Here is a 13,533-nt window from a genome sequence, read left to right as displayed (position 1 = left end):
TACGTCGCAAGGCGCCGAGGCCGCGCTACGCGCCCGGGTCGCGCCCAGGGGCCTCCTTGGAGTCCGGCTTCTTGAGCGCCGCGAGCGTGGCGCGGGTGTCCTTCTTCATCCAGCCGGTCACGGTGGCCTCGGACGGTGGCTCGAAATCCTCGTCGAGGCCGCCGCCGAACCAGCTCCAGCTCATCTCGTACGTCATCCACCCGGCCCGCACCTCCAGCTTGAGGCTGCCCAGGCTGTCCCCGCGCTTCTCCTTGATCATGTACGCCTCGTCGCCGAAGCCGTCCACGCGGGAGACGGTGTACTGGTACGTGCCGGTCTTCTGGTCCTTCCACGTCCGCTGCTCGGAGGCGAACTCGGGGGCCGGATCGGTCTTCTTGTGCCAGTTCACCCTGGTGGACACATAGGTGGTCGGGGGCGTCTTCGACGTCTCGCCGTGCTCCAGCATCGTGCGGCTGCAGTAGCTGACGTCGAGGCCCTTCTGCCGCGACGAGTAGCCGTCGGGGTCGTCCGACTCGGGCTCCTGGATCTTGTATTCCTGCTGGAACGACTTGAGCTTCGCCGTTTTGCACATGTCGTGGTGGAAGCGGTAGCCCTGGAAGTCCGCTGTGGCCGACGAGTCCGAACCGCCCTTGTCCAGCGCGCCGGTGGCCATCAGCGTCGCCGCCCAGGTGACGGAGGCGATGACCACGCCGCCCAGGGCCCACAGCCAGCGCGGCCCGCCGCCGCGGCCAGGCCCGCCCGGCGGCTGCCCCGGCGGCCCCGGAGGCGGAGTCTGCGGCTGCGCGTACGGATTGAACTGGTACGCGGGCGTCGCGGTTGATGTGGGCTGCTGTGAAAACGGCTGCTGTGGCTGTTGCGGCTGCGCCCCCGGTATGGACATGCGGGCACAGTACTCGCTTGTTTTCGGTCAGTCTCCGTCGGCCCTGGGCAGCCGGGCGGCGAACGCTTCCAGGACGGCGCGGGTGTCGGCGGAGCTGGTGTGGAGGTGGCCCGCCATGCCCAGGGCGCGGGCGGCCTCGACGTTCTCCGGGACGTCGTCGACGAACAGCGAGTCCGCCGCTGCGGCGCCCAGCAGTTGCAGCGTGCGCGTTTGACATCCTCGCCCGCCTGAAGGGGCGATTTCCGTCTGTCGCGCCGTTGTCGGGTGCGGCTGCGGGTGGGTTCCTGCTTCTTCGCGCTGTGCCGGTAGGGGTACCGGTCTTACCCGCGCTCCACGGGCTGTCACGGCCAGTCCGGCCGCCTTGGCGACGTTGACCGCCGCGTTGGTGTCTCGGTCCAGGACGGTCCCGCAGGCCCCACACGTCCATTCCCGGACGTGGAGGGGTTTGGGGCCGTCCTTGACGCCGCAGGCCGAGCAGACCTGTGAGGTGGGCTCGAAGCGGCCGATGCGCACGAAGGTGCGCCCGTACCGGGTGGCCTTGTATTCGAGCATGGCCGTGAACTGCGACCATCCGGCGTCGTGCACGGACTTGGCCAGGTGGGTGCGGGCGAGTCCCTTGACCGCCAGGTCTTCCACCGCGATGGCTTGGTTTTCGCGGATCAGCTTGGTGGAGAGCTGGTGGTGGAACTCCCGCCGTGCGTCGGCCACCCGCGCATGGGCGCGGGCGACGCGAAGCCTGGCCTTGTTCCGGTTGTTCGATCCCTTGGCCTTGCGGCTGAGGTTCCGCTGAGCCTTCTTGAGGCGCTTCTCGGCCCGGCGCAGGAAGCGGGGACTGTCGATCTTCCGGCCGTCGGAGAGGACGGCGAAGTGCCCGAGCCCGAGGTCTATGCCGACCTCCGGGGTGACCGGCGGGAGGAGTTCTTCCGATCCGGTCTCGACCACGAACGACGCGAAGTACCTACCGGCACTGTCCTTGATCACAGTCACTGTGGACGGGGTGGACGGCAACGTGCGCGACCACTTCACTGCCACGTCGCCGACCTTCGGAAGCCGCAGCTTCTCGCCGGGGGTGATCTTCCATCCGGCGTTAACGGTGAAGCGGATCGCCTGCCGGGTGTCCTTGCGACTCTTGAAGCGCGGCGGTCCCATTTTGGGGCGCTTGCCCTTGAGGCCGTCGAAGAAGTTCCGGTAGGCGGTGTCGAGATCCCGAAGGGACTGCTGGAGGATCACCGACGAGACCTCGGCGAGCCACGCCCGCTCAGGGGTCTTCTTCGCGGCTGTCAGCCGCTTGGACAACTCACCGGAGGTGACGAACGGCAGCCCGGCGGCACGGGCGTCCTCACGGACGCGGAGCGCATCGTTGAAGACCACGCGGGCGCACCCGAACGCCCTGGCCAACGCTGTGCGCTGAGGACCGTTCGGGTACAGGCGGAACCCGTACCTGAGCTGCACGATCAGCACCTTATCGGGGGCCACTGACAACAGTGCCCACCCATGGGACCGTGCACGTCAGAGCAGAGAGATACGCGGATCGGGCTTGGCATACCCCACCTCGCAGGAGAGCACCGCCACGTCGGCGACCGACAGCGACGGCGCGAGGTTGGGCCGGGCGTCGGGCCAGGCGTTGCTGACGAACGCCGTACGTGCCCGGCCCCGCAGCCCGGCGACCGCGTCGAGCAGCGCGCGGTCCCACACCGGTTCGCCCGCCAGGTCGTGCCGCAGTTCGGCGAGACCGTCCGCGTCCAGCGCGAGCCGGTCCCGTACCACCGACCACCACGCCGGGCCGCTCATCCGGCCGACCAGCACTTCGGTGTCGTTGCCCGCGTAGACGGCCGTGACGAAGTCCCGCTCCGTGATGCCCAGCCGGGCGGACCATTTGGCGGCGGCGGCAGGCAACTTGTCCGCCACCAGCACCCCGCCGAGGTCGATCAGCAGCGCGGGCCGGGGCTCACGCGCCCGCGCCGCGGTGCTCACCGCTCGCCGCCCGGCACCCACAGCACGTCGCCGACCGCCTTGTTGGCCGTACGGGCGAGGATGAACAGCAGGTCGGAGAGGCGGTTGAGGTAGGTCGCCGTCAGCGGATTCATCGTCTCGCCGTGCTCCTCGAGGGCCGCCCAGGTGGAGCGCTCGGCCCGGCGGACGACGGTGCACGCCTGGTGCAGCAGCGCCGCGCCGGGCGTACCGCCGGGAAGGATGAAGGAGCGCAGCTTCTCCAGGCCCTCCAGGAAGCGGTCGCAGTCGGCCTCCAGCTTGTCGATGTAGGTCTGTTCGACCCGCAGTGGCGGGAACTCCGGGTTCTGAACGACCGGCGTCGACAGGTCGGCGCCCACGTCGAACAGGTCGTTCTGCACTCGCAGCAGCACGGCGGCGATCTCCTGGTCCAGCTCCCCCGTGGCCAGCGCCACCCCGATCGCGGCGTTCGCCTCGTTGGCGTCGGCGTACGCCGCGATCCGGGAGTCCGTCTTGGCCGTACGGCTCATATCGCCGAGCGCCGTGGTGCCCTTGTCGCCGGTTCGGGTGTAGATCCGCGTGAGGTTAACCATGCGGCCGAGCGTAACGGTGGCACGGACCGGGAGGGCCGACCCGACCACCGTTTCCGCGCCCCGGAAGCGCTAGGCACTCACCCTGCGGAACACCCGCGTGCCCAGCCCCAGCGACACCACGGCCAGGGCGGCAGCCACTGCAGCGCCGAGCAGGACGGAGCCGTCCGCGTAGTGCCCGGTGTAGGCGTCCCGTACGGCGTCGACGACGTACCGGAAGGGCACGAAGCGGGAGAGTGTGTCCAGCCACCCCGGGGCCAGCGTCATCGGCAGCAGGATGCCGGACAGCAGCACCGCGGGCATGTTGAGGGAGCTGACCACAGGGGCGAACTCCTGAGGGGAGTTGACCCGCATGGCCAGCGCGTACGACAGCGAGGCGAGCGCCGCGGCGAGCAGGCCGACCAGGAGGAAGCCGATCAGCACTCCTGCCACCGGTGCGCGCAGCCCCATCGCGACGCCGACCAGCACGAGCACCAGCGACTGCGCGAACAGCTGGAGGGAGTCCCGCACCAGGCGCCCCAGCAGCAGCGCGAGCCGGCTGACGGGGGTGACCCGCATGCGCTCCACCACCCCGTTGTGCTTCTCCATCAGGATGGTGAACCCGGCGAAGGCGGACGAGAACAGGGTGAGCTGGACGAGGATTCCGGGCACCAGCGTCTGCCAGGAGTCCCCGCCCTCACCGAGGTGCAGGTCTTCCAGCAGCGGCCCGAACAGGACGAGGAACAGCAGCGGCTGAAGCGCCCCGAACAGCAGGCTGAGTTTCGAGGATGCCGTCTGCCGGATGTAGCGCCCGGCGATGATGCCGGTATCGGTGAACACATGGGACACAGGAAAGTTATCCGTTCTCTCTGAGACGTTCTCTCTGACGCGGTCTGCGGACCCGGTCCGCGGTTCGCGGTCAGACGGCGACGGGTGTCTCTTCTTCCTCGCGCTGGGTCCGCCGCCCGGTGATGGCGATGAAGGCGTCCTGGAGGCCGGCGTCGGCGGCGCCGGCGTAGGTCCGCTTCAGCTCGGCTGAGGTGCCCTGTGCGGCGACCCGGCCGTCGTCCACGATCACCAGCCGGTCGGCGAGCGCGTCGGCCTCGTCCAGGTAGTGGGTGGTCAGGAAGACGGTCATGCCGCGGTGGTCGCGCAGCCGCCGGATCAGCTGCCACAGGTCGGCGCGGCTGCCGGGGTCCAGACCGGTCGTCGGCTCGTCCAGGAACAGCAGCGCCGGGCTGTGGGTGAGCGCCATGGCGATGTCGAGCCGCCGCCGCTGACCACCGGAGAGCGCGCCGCAGGGGCGGTCGAGCAGCGCGGTCAGGCCGAGCTCCCCGGCCAGCTCCTCGGTGCGGCGGGCGGCCTCGGACCTGCTGAGGCGGTAGAGCCTGCCCTGGGTCGTCAGCTCCTCCCGGACGCTGACGGTGGGGTCGACGCCGCCGGACTGTGCGACATAGCCGATCCGCTCCCGTACGCCCTTGGGGTCGGCGATCAGGTCGTGGCCCGCGACGGTCGCGGTGCCCGAGGTGGGCGGCAGGAGGGTCGTGAGCATCCGGAGCGTGGTGGTCTTGCCCGCCCCGTTGGGGCCGAGGAAGCCGAGTATCTCGCCCTGCTCCACGGTCAGGTCGATGCCGCGTACGGCTTCGACGGTGCGGTTCTTGGTGCGGAAGGTCCGGGTCAGCCCGGCGGTGTGGATGGCTGCTGGCATGGCACCAAGAAAAACAGAGTCACTTCAAACTTGCAACCACCCCAAAAATAAACCGACCCCATCCTCGCCTACCATGGCGGCATGGCCAGCACTGCCCCACAGGAGGGCCGCAGGGAGCGGAAGAAGCGCGAGACCCGGCGGCGGATCTCCGACATCGCCACGGGTCTCTTCCTCGACCGCGGCTTCGACGCGGTCACCATCGCCGAGATCGCGGAGGCCGCCGACGTCTCGGTGAACACGGTCTACAACTACTTCCCGACCAAGGAGGACCTCTTCTTCGACCGCGAGGAGGAGGTGATCGACCGCCCCTCCCGCTTCGTACGGGAGCGGCAGCCGGGCGAGTCGGCGGCCCGTGCCGTGCTCGGCAGGCTCCGCGCGGACATCGAGGACCGCAGCGTGTACGCGGGGACGGTGGAGGGCTACGGCAAGTTCATGCGCTGCATCCACGAGGCGCCCTCACTGCTGGCCCGGATGATGCTGCTGCAGTACCGCACCGCCGAGCGGCTCACCAGCACCCTCGCCGAGGAGGCCGGTGCGGGGCCCGACGACCCGATGCCCCAACTTGTCGCCGGGGAGCTGGTGCACATCAGCAACCAGCTCTTCCGGGGTGCGACCCGCTCGATCGCCGCCGGGAAGTCACCCGAACAGACAGCGCTCGACGCGCTCCGGAAGCTGGACACCTACGAAACCCTCGTCTCCGAGCGCTTCCTCAACTACGCGGTCAAGCCCGGTTGATGGCCCCGCCCCCGAGGTGCGGCGCGCACGGTGTGACGTCCGCCATGTGAGACGTGATACGTGTCTCTTCGCTCCCCACGCCTTGCCGTTAGACGCTAATGTCCGCCCAACGGACGGTCATTCACAAGGCGCTGGAGCGCGCCGCATCAGCGGGCGCGCCGGCCCGGCGCGACGAAGTGAGGGTGAAGAACGTGGCGAAGAAGCTCGCCGTCATCGGAGCCGGACTCATGGGCTCCGGAATCGCACAGGTCTCCGCTCAGGCGGGCTGGGACGTGACGCTCCGCGATGTGACGGACGAGGCGCTCGCCCGCGGCACGGACGGCATCAAGGCGTCGTACGACAAGTTCGTCTCCAAGGGCAAGCTGGAGGCCGCCGAGGCGGAAGCCGCCCTCGGCCGTATCACCACCACCACGGATCTGGACGCGGCGGCCGAGGCGGACATCGTCGTCGAGGCCGTCTTCGAGAAGATCGAGGTCAAGCGGGAGATCTTCGCCGCCCTCGACAAGCTGGCCGGTGACCGGACCGTCCTGGCCTCCAACACCTCCGCCATCCCGATCACCAAGATCGCGGCCGCCACCAGCAGGCCCGAGCGGGTCGTCGGCACCCACTTCTTCTCGCCGGTGCCCATGATGGCCCTGTGCGAGCTGGTGCGGGGCCTCAAGACCAGCGACGAAACCCTCGCCACCGCACGGGAGTTCGCCGAGTCGGTCGGCAAGACCTGCGTCGTCGTCAACCGGGACGTCGCGGGCTTCGTCACCACCCGCCTCATCTCGGCGCTCGTGGTGGAGGCCGCCAAGCTCTACGAGTCCGGCGTCGCCTCGGCCGAGGACATCGACACCGCCTGCAGGCTGGGCTTCGGGCACGCCATGGGCCCGCTGGCCACCGCCGACCTGACGGGTGTCGACATCCTGCTGCACGCCACGGAGAACATCCACACCGAATCCCAGGACGCCAAGTTCGCCCCGCCGGAGCTGATGCGGCGCATGGTCGACGCCGGCGACCTGGGGCGAAAGTCCGGCCAGGGCTTCTACCAGCACTGAACCACTCCGCGGGCGGCGCCTGGACGCCCTCCCCTCTCTGTCCGGCAGGAGGCCGGGGAAGGGCGAGCCGACCCACGCGGCAGCCGCTCCGGCTCCCCCGCGGGGGTGAATCTCGGTATCGGTCAGGAAACGGACGGCAACTCCACCGCCGCTGAGCCAGTCATCTGTGATGAGGGCTCGGACGGGGCCACGGCCGGTGGAGCCACAACAGTGGGGCCACAACAGTCATAAGGAAACACGCCAGGGACACCACTCCGCGAATATAGGAGCACATATGCACATCAGGGGCGACCACGCCGAGCTGGTCGTCGGAGGTCGTCTTGACGTCCGCAGCGCGGCGGACGCCCGTACGGTCCTGCACGCAGCCGTCGACTCGGGGGACGGGGACCTGGTGCTGGATCTGGCCGAGCTCGATTCGTGGGACGCCACGGGTCTCGGCGTCATCATGGGCGCACACCGCCGCGCGGGACGGTGCGGCCGCAGACTCGTCCTGCGTGAGGTGCCGCCGCAGATGCAGCGCCTGCTGGTGGCCACGCGGCTGCACCGGATTCTCGCCATCGAGACGCCCGGGGCGGGCGGCCCGGCGGCTGCCGGGTCCAGGCCGGCACACCCCGGCATTCTGGCAAAGCCATGACAACTGGGCCGGTACCGTCCCCGCGCGCCGACACTTCCTGGACAATGGAGCCCGCGCACCGGACCGGCCCCTCCTGGCCGGCCGGCCGCGCCACCTGCCCTTGGGAGACATGACGATGGAACGGCACGGCAGCGACCGTTACGCACACGGGGACGGGAACCCGCCCGCACATGGGGACGGGAACCCGCCCACCGACCGCGTGACCAGCGGCGAACCGGACAGCGGAACCGGCGGCGAACCGGCCAGGGCTGTCCGGCTCGTCGCCGATCAGTACCTCGTGACGGTCAACCCGGTCGACGGCAGCGAGATCGAGCCCTGCCCGCCCGGGGAGCAGCGCGCGACCCCGCCGAAGCTCGCCCCGCAGGACCGCCCCGCGCCCGGGACGGTCACCGCCGCGGCCGCGCTGCCGCCGGGCAGCCTGCTGGAGCGTGACGAGGAGCGCGAGCGGCTCTCCCGGCTGCTCTCCCGTGGCCGCTCCGTCCGGCTCACCGGCCCCGCCGGGTCAGGGCGCAGTGTCCTCCTCGACGCCGTCGCCGCCGACGTCGCCTCCCTCGCCCCCGACGGGGTGGTCCGGCTCAGCGGCTACCACCGCACGCCCAGCGACCTGATGTACGACCTGTTCGCCGCCGTGCACAGCGCCCCGCTGCACCGCCCGGGCAAGGCGGAGCTGATAAGCGCGCTGGGCGGGATCGGCGCCGTCGTGATCGTCGACGACCTGGAGTTCGGCGGCGCGGCCCTGGACGAGCTGCTGCGGGCCACACCCGAGTGCGCCTTCCTGTTCACCGCCACCCCCGACGTCGCCGCGCCCGCCGCCCGCTCCCACGTCGAAGAGGTCTTCCTGGCCGGGCTGAGCCGCACCGCCTGTGCGGAGCTGCTGGAGCGCGCCGTGCACCGGCAGCTCACCGACGACGAGGCCGACTGGGCGGCCGACCTGTGGTTCGGCTCCGAAGGTCTGCCGCTGCGCTTCGTACAGGCAGGAGCGCTGCTGCGGCTCCAGGGCAGCGGCGGCGTCGTCCCCGGCCTGTCGGGTGACGTGGCGCTGGCACCGCTGCTGGCCGCCGCGCTGTCCGAGCCGGGACGCGGCGCGCTGCGGCTGGCGCTCGCGCTGGACGGCCAGCTCCCGCACCCCGCCCACCTCCCCGCCCTCGTCGGCGACCCCGACGCCGGGGACTGCCTCACCGAACTGCTGGCCTCCGGGCTGATCAGCCCGGCAGGCGGCCACTTCACGCTCGCCGCCGGCGTCGCGGCCCAGCTCGCCGAGGCAGGCTTCGCGGAGGGCGGCCCCGCGTACGCGCTCGCCGCCGCGCAGCACTACAGCTGGTGGGCAGCACAGCCCTCGGCCACCACCGACCGCGTCGCGCTGGAGGCCGACGCGCTGCTCGCCGCCGCCCGGGGCGCCCAGCGGGCCGGCAACGCCAGCGCCGCGGTGCTGCTGGCCCGTACGGCAGCGCCCGTACTGGCCGCCGGGATGCGCTGGAGCGCCTGGGAGCGGGTGCTGCGCTGCGGCCAGGAGGCGGCACGGACCGCGGGGGAGATCGCCGAGGAAGCCTATTTCCACCATGAACTGGGCATCCTCGCCCTCTCCGCGGGCAACCCCGAACGGGCCCGCTCCGAGCTGGAGACGGCGCTCGGGCTGCGGGGCACGCTGGCCGAGCAGCGCGGCATGGTGGCGGGCTGCAGGGCGCTGGCGCTGGTGACCGACCGGCTGGCCGGGGCCACTCCGGGACCGACGCCGGGTACGGCGGCCCTGCCGGCTCCGGGCGGCTCCGCAGCGGGCGGGGACACTCCGGTCGCCGGCCTCGCCGCGGCCTTCCCCGATCCGCCCGGCCGGCCGTTCACCGACACGCCCGCGCTGGGCTCGGCCGGAGCTGTCGACAGCAGACAGCCGGACGCCGATGCCGCCACCACCTCCGTGCTGTCCGCCGGCGCGGCACAGCAGCAGCCGAGTGAGACGCTGGTCTCGCCGACGAGCGGCGCGGCGGACGCGGCCGGGGTCGCGGCCTCCGGCCACGTGGGCGGCCGGCACAGCGCTCCGCGCGGCTGGCGTGCCTTCACCACCCGCAAGCGGAGCGCCGTGGTGGCCGGCGCGGGCGCGCTGATCGCCGCCGTGGTCGGCACCGTCGTCACCCTGGGCACCGCAACCGAGGACGGCCCGCCGGACACCGTACGGCCGGACTCCACCGCCTCCCAGGACGACCAGGACAACGCACCCGGCGACGAGTCGCCAGAGGACGGCAGCCCGAGCGGACAGCCGGAGCGGCAGCAGCCCGCCGCGGGCAAGCCGGCGCCCGGCACGAACCTGCCGGGCTCCTCGCAGGACGCCGGGACACCCGGGGGCGGATCCAGCTCCCCCAAGGGCTCTTCGAGCGCACCCGAGGACCCCAGCAGCTCCCAGAAGCCACCGTCCTCGCCGCACGACCCGCCGTCGTCGCCGCACCGCCCCCCGTCCTCGTCGCCGGACGACCCGCCCTCCTCGCAGGACCCGTCGCCCACCCCGAGCGGCGACCCGACATCGGAGAGCCCGAACTCGCCCTCGGGCAGTGCGGACAACACCACGACCGGCAGCAGCACGCCGACGGACCGCTCCCCGGGCAACGGCCCGGCCTCGAACTCGGCCGGCCCGTCGGCGTCCTAGCGCCCGATTGCCTCGGAAGGCCCGGTTGCCTCGGAAGGCCCGGTTGCCTCGGTAGAGGCGGGAGCTTTCAGAAGAGGCGGAGCTTGTCGTCCTCGATGCCGCGCAGCGCGTCGTAGTCGAGGGTGACGCAGTCGATGCCGCGGTCGGTGGCCAGCACCCGCGCCTGGGGCTTGATCTCCTGGGCCGCGAAGACGCCCTTGACCGGGGCGAGATGGGGGTCCCGGTTGAGCAGTTCCAGATAGCGGGTGAGCTGTTCGACACCGTCGATCTCGCCGCGCCGCTTGATCTCGATGGCGACGGTCGTCCCCTCGCTGTCGCGGCCCAGGATGTCCACGGGGCCGATCGCGGTGGGGAATTCGCGGCGGATCAGGGACCAGCCCTCGCCCAGCGTCTCCATGCGGTTGGCCAGCAGTTCCTGCAGATGTGCTTCCACGCCATCCTTGATCAGGCCCGGGTCGACGCCCAGTTCATGGGAGGAGTCGTGCAGTATCTCCTCCATCGTGATGATCAATTTCTCGCCTGTCTTGTTCTCCACCGTCCAGCGCCGGTCGTCCCCCTCCTTGAGGGTGCACGGAGGAGACATCCAGTTGAGGGGCTTGTAGGCACGGTCGTCGGCGTGGACGGACACCGATCCGTCGGCCTTGACCAGGATCAGCCTGGGCGCGGAGGGCAGGTGTGCGGTGAGCCTGCCGGCGTAGTCCACGGAGCAGCGGGCGATGACGAGACGCATGGTCGGTCACGCTACTTGACCATCCGTGCCGTGCGCGATTCGCCCCCGGATGGGGTGTTCGACAGTGGCGCGAGTATTCCCATTCTCGTGCTGCTCTCACCCTCGGAGCCGTACGGTAAGGCTGGACGTCGCCGTCCGAGGTTGCGCGATTACGCGGTGATGTCCGTTCACCCCCAAGAGACCCGGCTTCCCGGCCCGGGTCGCGAGAGGAGAAACCCATGTCGCTCGACGTCCCACCTGCGCTGTTGGAACAGGCAGAGCGTGGCGAGGTGGATGAGGCGGCGTTCGTCGACTGCGTCCGTACCTCCCTCCCGTACGCCTGGGAGATGGTCAGTTCGCTCGTCGCGCAGTTGAAGGTGGACGGCGGGGAGTTCGCCGACAACCAGACGCCGCCACCGGATGAGCAGCACCGCGGGCAATTGCTCCGTGCACTGGCCAGCGACGCGATCCGGGGTGCGCTGGAGCGCCACTTCGGCGTGCGGCTCGCGTTCCAGAACTGCCACCGGGTCGCCGTCTTCCCGCTCGACGCGTCGGCGGACGACCGGCTCTCCCGGTTCACTTCCATACGCGGGCAGCTCCTCAACCAGTCCCCGGAGCTGCGCGACTGCTGAGCAGGCTGAGCAGCTGGTGGGCAGCCGGCGGGCAGGTGCTGAGCGGTCCGGGCGGACGGCAGGCCCGCGTTCGTTGCGGCGGTGGGGGAGCCACCGCCGCAACGCTGTGTGGTCCCCTTCACCGGCCCGCCGGGCCGCAACGGGGCGCTGTCTGCGGCGTTTTTCGGCCTTTGCGGTGTGCGCCGGCCCGCTGCTGCCGACGGCCGGGCTGCGGGCAGTTGCACGCGGCTTGCACGCGGCGGGGCCGCTGTTCGGCTCAGCCCCGAGCAAGGCCCAGCCGAGTAACGCTCAGCAGAGCCAGCGCTCAGCAGAGCCAGGGCTCAGCCGAGCAGCGGCAGCACCTCGGCGGCAAGCCGGTGGACGTTCCGCACCGTGCCGTCCCGGTCCCCGCTGCCCTCGACCAGCAGCGCGAAGCGGCCGATTCCGGTGCGTTCGGCCGTCTCCGCGAGCCGGTCGGCGCACAGCCGCGGCGTTCCGACCGCGTGCAACTGGCACAGCAGCTCCGTATAGCCGACCGGGTCCCGCATCGGGCGGGGCCTGCCGTCGACGGTCACATGCTGGCCCAGGCCCTCCCGCAGCCAGCCCGGCATGGACTTGGTGAGCAGCTGCCGGGCCTCGTCGCGGGAGTCGGCGACCTGCGCCACCCCTGCCGACACATGGCGCGCGGCCACTGCCTCGACCGCCTCGGGTGCGTGGCCCGCCTCCAGCGCCGTACGCCGCCACAGGCGGGTCATGTCCGCCTTGTCCGCGTCCCCGCAGTGCATGCCCAGCAGCATCGGCAGCAGCCGCTCGGCCGCCAGCCGCACGCTCCCCGGAGAGGTGCAGGCCACGACGACACCGGGTGCGGCCGCCGCCCCCGCAGGGCTGCTCGCGGCATCCGGGCGCGGCACCACGGGGACCTCGCGGAAGCGGTAACGCTCCCCGTCCGCACCCACCCTCGGCTCGCGCAGCCAGCGCAGCAGCAGATCCAGCGCCTCGGGGAAACCTTCCTCGAACGCGCCCAGGCCACCGCCGAAGACCTCCAGGTCCACCCAGGGACCGCCGCGCCCGACGCCGAGCGTGAAACGCCCCTCGGAGAGCAGATGCAGCAGCGCCGTCTGCTCGCCGAGAGCGACCGGATGCACGTTGGGCAGCACGCTGACGGCGGTGCCGATGCCGACCCGCCGGGTGCGCCCCAGCAGCAGCGCCGCGAGCGTCACCGCCGAGGGGCACACGCCGTACGACACGAAATGGTGCTCGGCGAGCCAGACATCGGCCAGCCCCGCATCCTCCGCGGCCTCTGCGGTGCACACCGCACGGTCCAGCACCTCGGCCTGCCCCTGACCCGGAAACTGTGCGCCCAGGACAAAAGCTCCAACTCGCATTCGCCACCGCCCTCATGACTGCCCGCCGCCAACCGGCCCGGGCCTGGCGCTCCGGAAGATCGGACACCCCAATCAGCAATAACGGCACAAGGGTGGGGAGGGCACGGGCTGACATGTCATTAATCAGATCAACGCCAACCGGCCCCCGCCTGTGGACAACCGCAAGCACCCCTCTGCCATCTGCGTACGCTGGATGACACACGGCCTCCGCGCCCAGCGCACCACAGCGCCCCTCGCACCACCCGGTGCCGCGAGCGGCCGTCAGTCCGTCCACCGCCGTCGAACCCGAGGTGCCCACGTGTCCCCGCGTCGTAACCGCTCCCGCAGCGGCGCCGTCAAGTCAGCCAAGGCCGCCCGCACCGGCTCCGGGGTGCGGCGCGACGGCGAGGAGCGGAGCGAGCGCTATGGCCTGGAGCGCACCGAGGACTGGCGGGGCGAGGAGTGGGCGGTCCGGCAGATAAGCGGGGGTGCCGCGGTCAAGCACTATCGGTGCCCCGGCTGCGATCAGGAGATCCCACCCGGCGTCCCGCATGTCGTCGCCTGGCCCCTGCACGGCGATGTGGCCGACCGCCGCCACTGGCACCGCGCCTGCTGGAACGCACGGGACCGCCGGAGTGCCAGACTCCAGCGGTCCCGGAATGCGCCGCGGTACTGATCGGAGGGGGGAGGGGGACGGG

General features: G+C 71.4%; 13 protein-coding genes and 1 pseudogene. 6 read left to right on the top strand and 8 right to left on the bottom strand.

The genetic code is table 11. The annotated features are described in order from the left end of the window. Positions 1 to 25 precede the first annotated feature (25 nt). The 6 genes and pseudogenes from ITI46_RS10295 to ITI46_RS10270 form a co-directional block, all read right to left on the bottom strand. Positions 26 to 880 (bottom strand): hypothetical protein, encoded by an 855-nt coding sequence (locus tag ITI46_RS10295; protein ID WP_247745762.1) that lies wholly within the window; start codon positions 878 to 880, stop codon positions 26 to 28. A 258-nt stretch (positions 881 to 1,138) separates the two neighbouring features. Further along, positions 1,139 to 2,332 (bottom strand): annotated as a pseudogene (locus ITI46_RS10290) (RNA-guided endonuclease InsQ/TnpB family protein); the annotation flags it as partial. Positions 2,333 to 2,389: 57 nt separating this feature from the next. After that, on the bottom strand, positions 2,390 to 2,854 hold the full coding sequence (locus tag ITI46_RS10285) for an HAD family hydrolase (protein ID WP_247745761.1): 465 nt from the start codon (positions 2,852 to 2,854) through the stop codon (positions 2,390 to 2,392). Then, positions 2,851 to 3,423 (bottom strand): cob(I)yrinic acid a,c-diamide adenosyltransferase, encoded by a 573-nt coding sequence (locus ITI46_RS10280; protein WP_209239148.1) that lies wholly within the window; start codon positions 3,421 to 3,423, stop codon positions 2,851 to 2,853. Before ITI46_RS10280 ends, ITI46_RS10285 begins: the two co-directional genes overlap by 4 nt. A 69-nt stretch (positions 3,424 to 3,492) precedes the next feature. Further along, positions 3,493 to 4,248: an ABC transporter permease gene (locus ITI46_RS10275; RefSeq protein WP_209239147.1), complete on the bottom strand. Its 756-nt coding sequence runs from the start codon at positions 4,246 to 4,248 to the stop codon at positions 3,493 to 3,495. 70 nt (positions 4,249 to 4,318) lie between these two features. Next, the gene (locus ITI46_RS10270) at positions 4,319 to 5,107 is read right to left on the bottom strand and encodes an ABC transporter ATP-binding protein (protein WP_209239146.1); all 789 of its coding nucleotides are present in this window, start codon (positions 5,105 to 5,107) and stop codon (positions 4,319 to 4,321) included. An 81-nt stretch (positions 5,108 to 5,188) separates the two neighbouring features. Here ITI46_RS10270 and ITI46_RS10265 point away from each other — a divergent pair, with 81 nt between their 5' ends. The 4 genes from ITI46_RS10265 (at position 5,189) to ITI46_RS10250 (ending at position 10,151) form a co-directional block, all read left to right on the top strand. Beyond that, the gene (locus tag ITI46_RS10265) at positions 5,189 to 5,842 is read left to right on the top strand and encodes a TetR/AcrR family transcriptional regulator (protein ID WP_209239145.1); all 654 of its coding nucleotides are present in this window, start codon (positions 5,189 to 5,191) and stop codon (positions 5,840 to 5,842) included. Positions 5,843 to 6,033: 191 nt separating this feature from the next. Further along, positions 6,034 to 6,882, top strand: a complete 849-nt coding sequence (locus tag ITI46_RS10260; RefSeq protein ID WP_209239144.1) for a 3-hydroxyacyl-CoA dehydrogenase family protein — start codon at positions 6,034 to 6,036, stop codon at positions 6,880 to 6,882. A 274-nt stretch (positions 6,883 to 7,156) separates the two neighbouring features. Beyond that, the gene (locus ITI46_RS10255; protein ID WP_209239143.1) at positions 7,157 to 7,516 is read left to right on the top strand and encodes an STAS domain-containing protein; all 360 of its coding nucleotides are present in this window, start codon (positions 7,157 to 7,159) and stop codon (positions 7,514 to 7,516) included. 109 nt (positions 7,517 to 7,625) lie between these two features. Continuing rightward, positions 7,626 to 10,151, top strand: coding sequence for an ATP-binding protein (locus tag ITI46_RS10250; protein ID WP_247745760.1), 2,526 nt, complete (start codon positions 7,626 to 7,628; stop codon positions 10,149 to 10,151). Between the two features lie 67 nt (positions 10,152 to 10,218). On the opposite strand, the gene nucS is transcribed toward ITI46_RS10250, so the two are convergent. Beyond that, complete coding sequence (gene nucS / locus ITI46_RS10245) at positions 10,219 to 10,881, bottom strand: endonuclease NucS (protein WP_209239142.1); 663 nt, start codon at positions 10,879 to 10,881, stop codon at positions 10,219 to 10,221. 218 nt (positions 10,882 to 11,099) lie between these two features. Between nucS and ITI46_RS10240 the strand changes: the two genes are divergently transcribed. After that, positions 11,100 to 11,492, top strand: a complete 393-nt coding sequence (locus ITI46_RS10240) for an SCO5389 family protein (RefSeq protein ID WP_209239141.1) — start codon at positions 11,100 to 11,102, stop codon at positions 11,490 to 11,492. Positions 11,493 to 11,812: 320 nt separating this feature from the next. Here the strand turns inward: ITI46_RS10240 and ITI46_RS10235 are convergent, their stop codons facing one another. Further along, positions 11,813 to 12,856 (bottom strand): LLM class flavin-dependent oxidoreductase, encoded by a 1,044-nt coding sequence (locus ITI46_RS10235; RefSeq protein ID WP_209239140.1) that lies wholly within the window; start codon positions 12,854 to 12,856, stop codon positions 11,813 to 11,815. A gap of 298 nt (positions 12,857 to 13,154) precedes the next feature. On the opposite strand from ITI46_RS10235, the gene ITI46_RS10230 reads away from it, so the two are divergent. Continuing rightward, positions 13,155 to 13,511 carry an Rv1322 family protein gene (locus ITI46_RS10230; protein WP_209239139.1) on the top strand — a complete coding sequence of 119 codons (357 nt, stop codon included), beginning with the start codon at positions 13,155 to 13,157 and terminating at the stop codon, positions 13,509 to 13,511. Positions 13,512 to 13,533 lie beyond the last annotated feature (22 nt).

The sequence above is a fragment of the Streptomyces oryzae genome (assembly GCF_017676365.1).
Classification (GTDB): Bacteria; Actinomycetota; Actinomycetes; order Streptomycetales; family Streptomycetaceae; genus Streptomyces; species Streptomyces oryzae.
The sequence above is the reverse complement of the archived record's forward strand: the minus strand, read 5'-3'. Positions and strand labels throughout refer to the sequence as shown.

Excerpts from the sequence above, each read along its gene's own strand:
- ITI46_RS10295 (WP_247745762.1), bottom strand. The coding sequence starts at position 880 with ATGTCCATACCGGGGGCGCAGCCGCAACAGCCACAGCAGCCGTTTTCA.
- ITI46_RS10280 (WP_209239148.1), bottom strand. The coding sequence starts at position 3,423 with ATGGTTAACCTCACGCGGATCTACACCCGAACCGGCGACAAGGGCACC.
- ITI46_RS10270 (WP_209239146.1), bottom strand. The coding sequence starts at position 5,107 with ATGCCAGCAGCCATCCACACCGCCGGGCTGACCCGGACCTTCCGCACC.
- ITI46_RS10265 (WP_209239145.1), top strand. The coding sequence starts at position 5,189 with ATGGCCAGCACTGCCCCACAGGAGGGCCGCAGGGAGCGGAAGAAGCGC.
- ITI46_RS10255 (WP_209239143.1), top strand. The coding sequence starts at position 7,157 with ATGCACATCAGGGGCGACCACGCCGAGCTGGTCGTCGGAGGTCGTCTT.
- ITI46_RS10250 (WP_247745760.1), top strand. The coding sequence starts at position 7,626 with ATGACGATGGAACGGCACGGCAGCGACCGTTACGCACACGGGGACGGG.
- nucS (WP_209239142.1), bottom strand. The coding sequence starts at position 10,881 with ATGCGTCTCGTCATCGCCCGCTGCTCCGTGGACTACGCCGGCAGGCTC.
- ITI46_RS10240 (WP_209239141.1), top strand. The coding sequence starts at position 11,100 with ATGTCGCTCGACGTCCCACCTGCGCTGTTGGAACAGGCAGAGCGTGGC.
- ITI46_RS10235 (WP_209239140.1), bottom strand. The coding sequence starts at position 12,856 with ATGCGAGTTGGAGCTTTTGTCCTGGGCGCACAGTTTCCGGGTCAGGGG.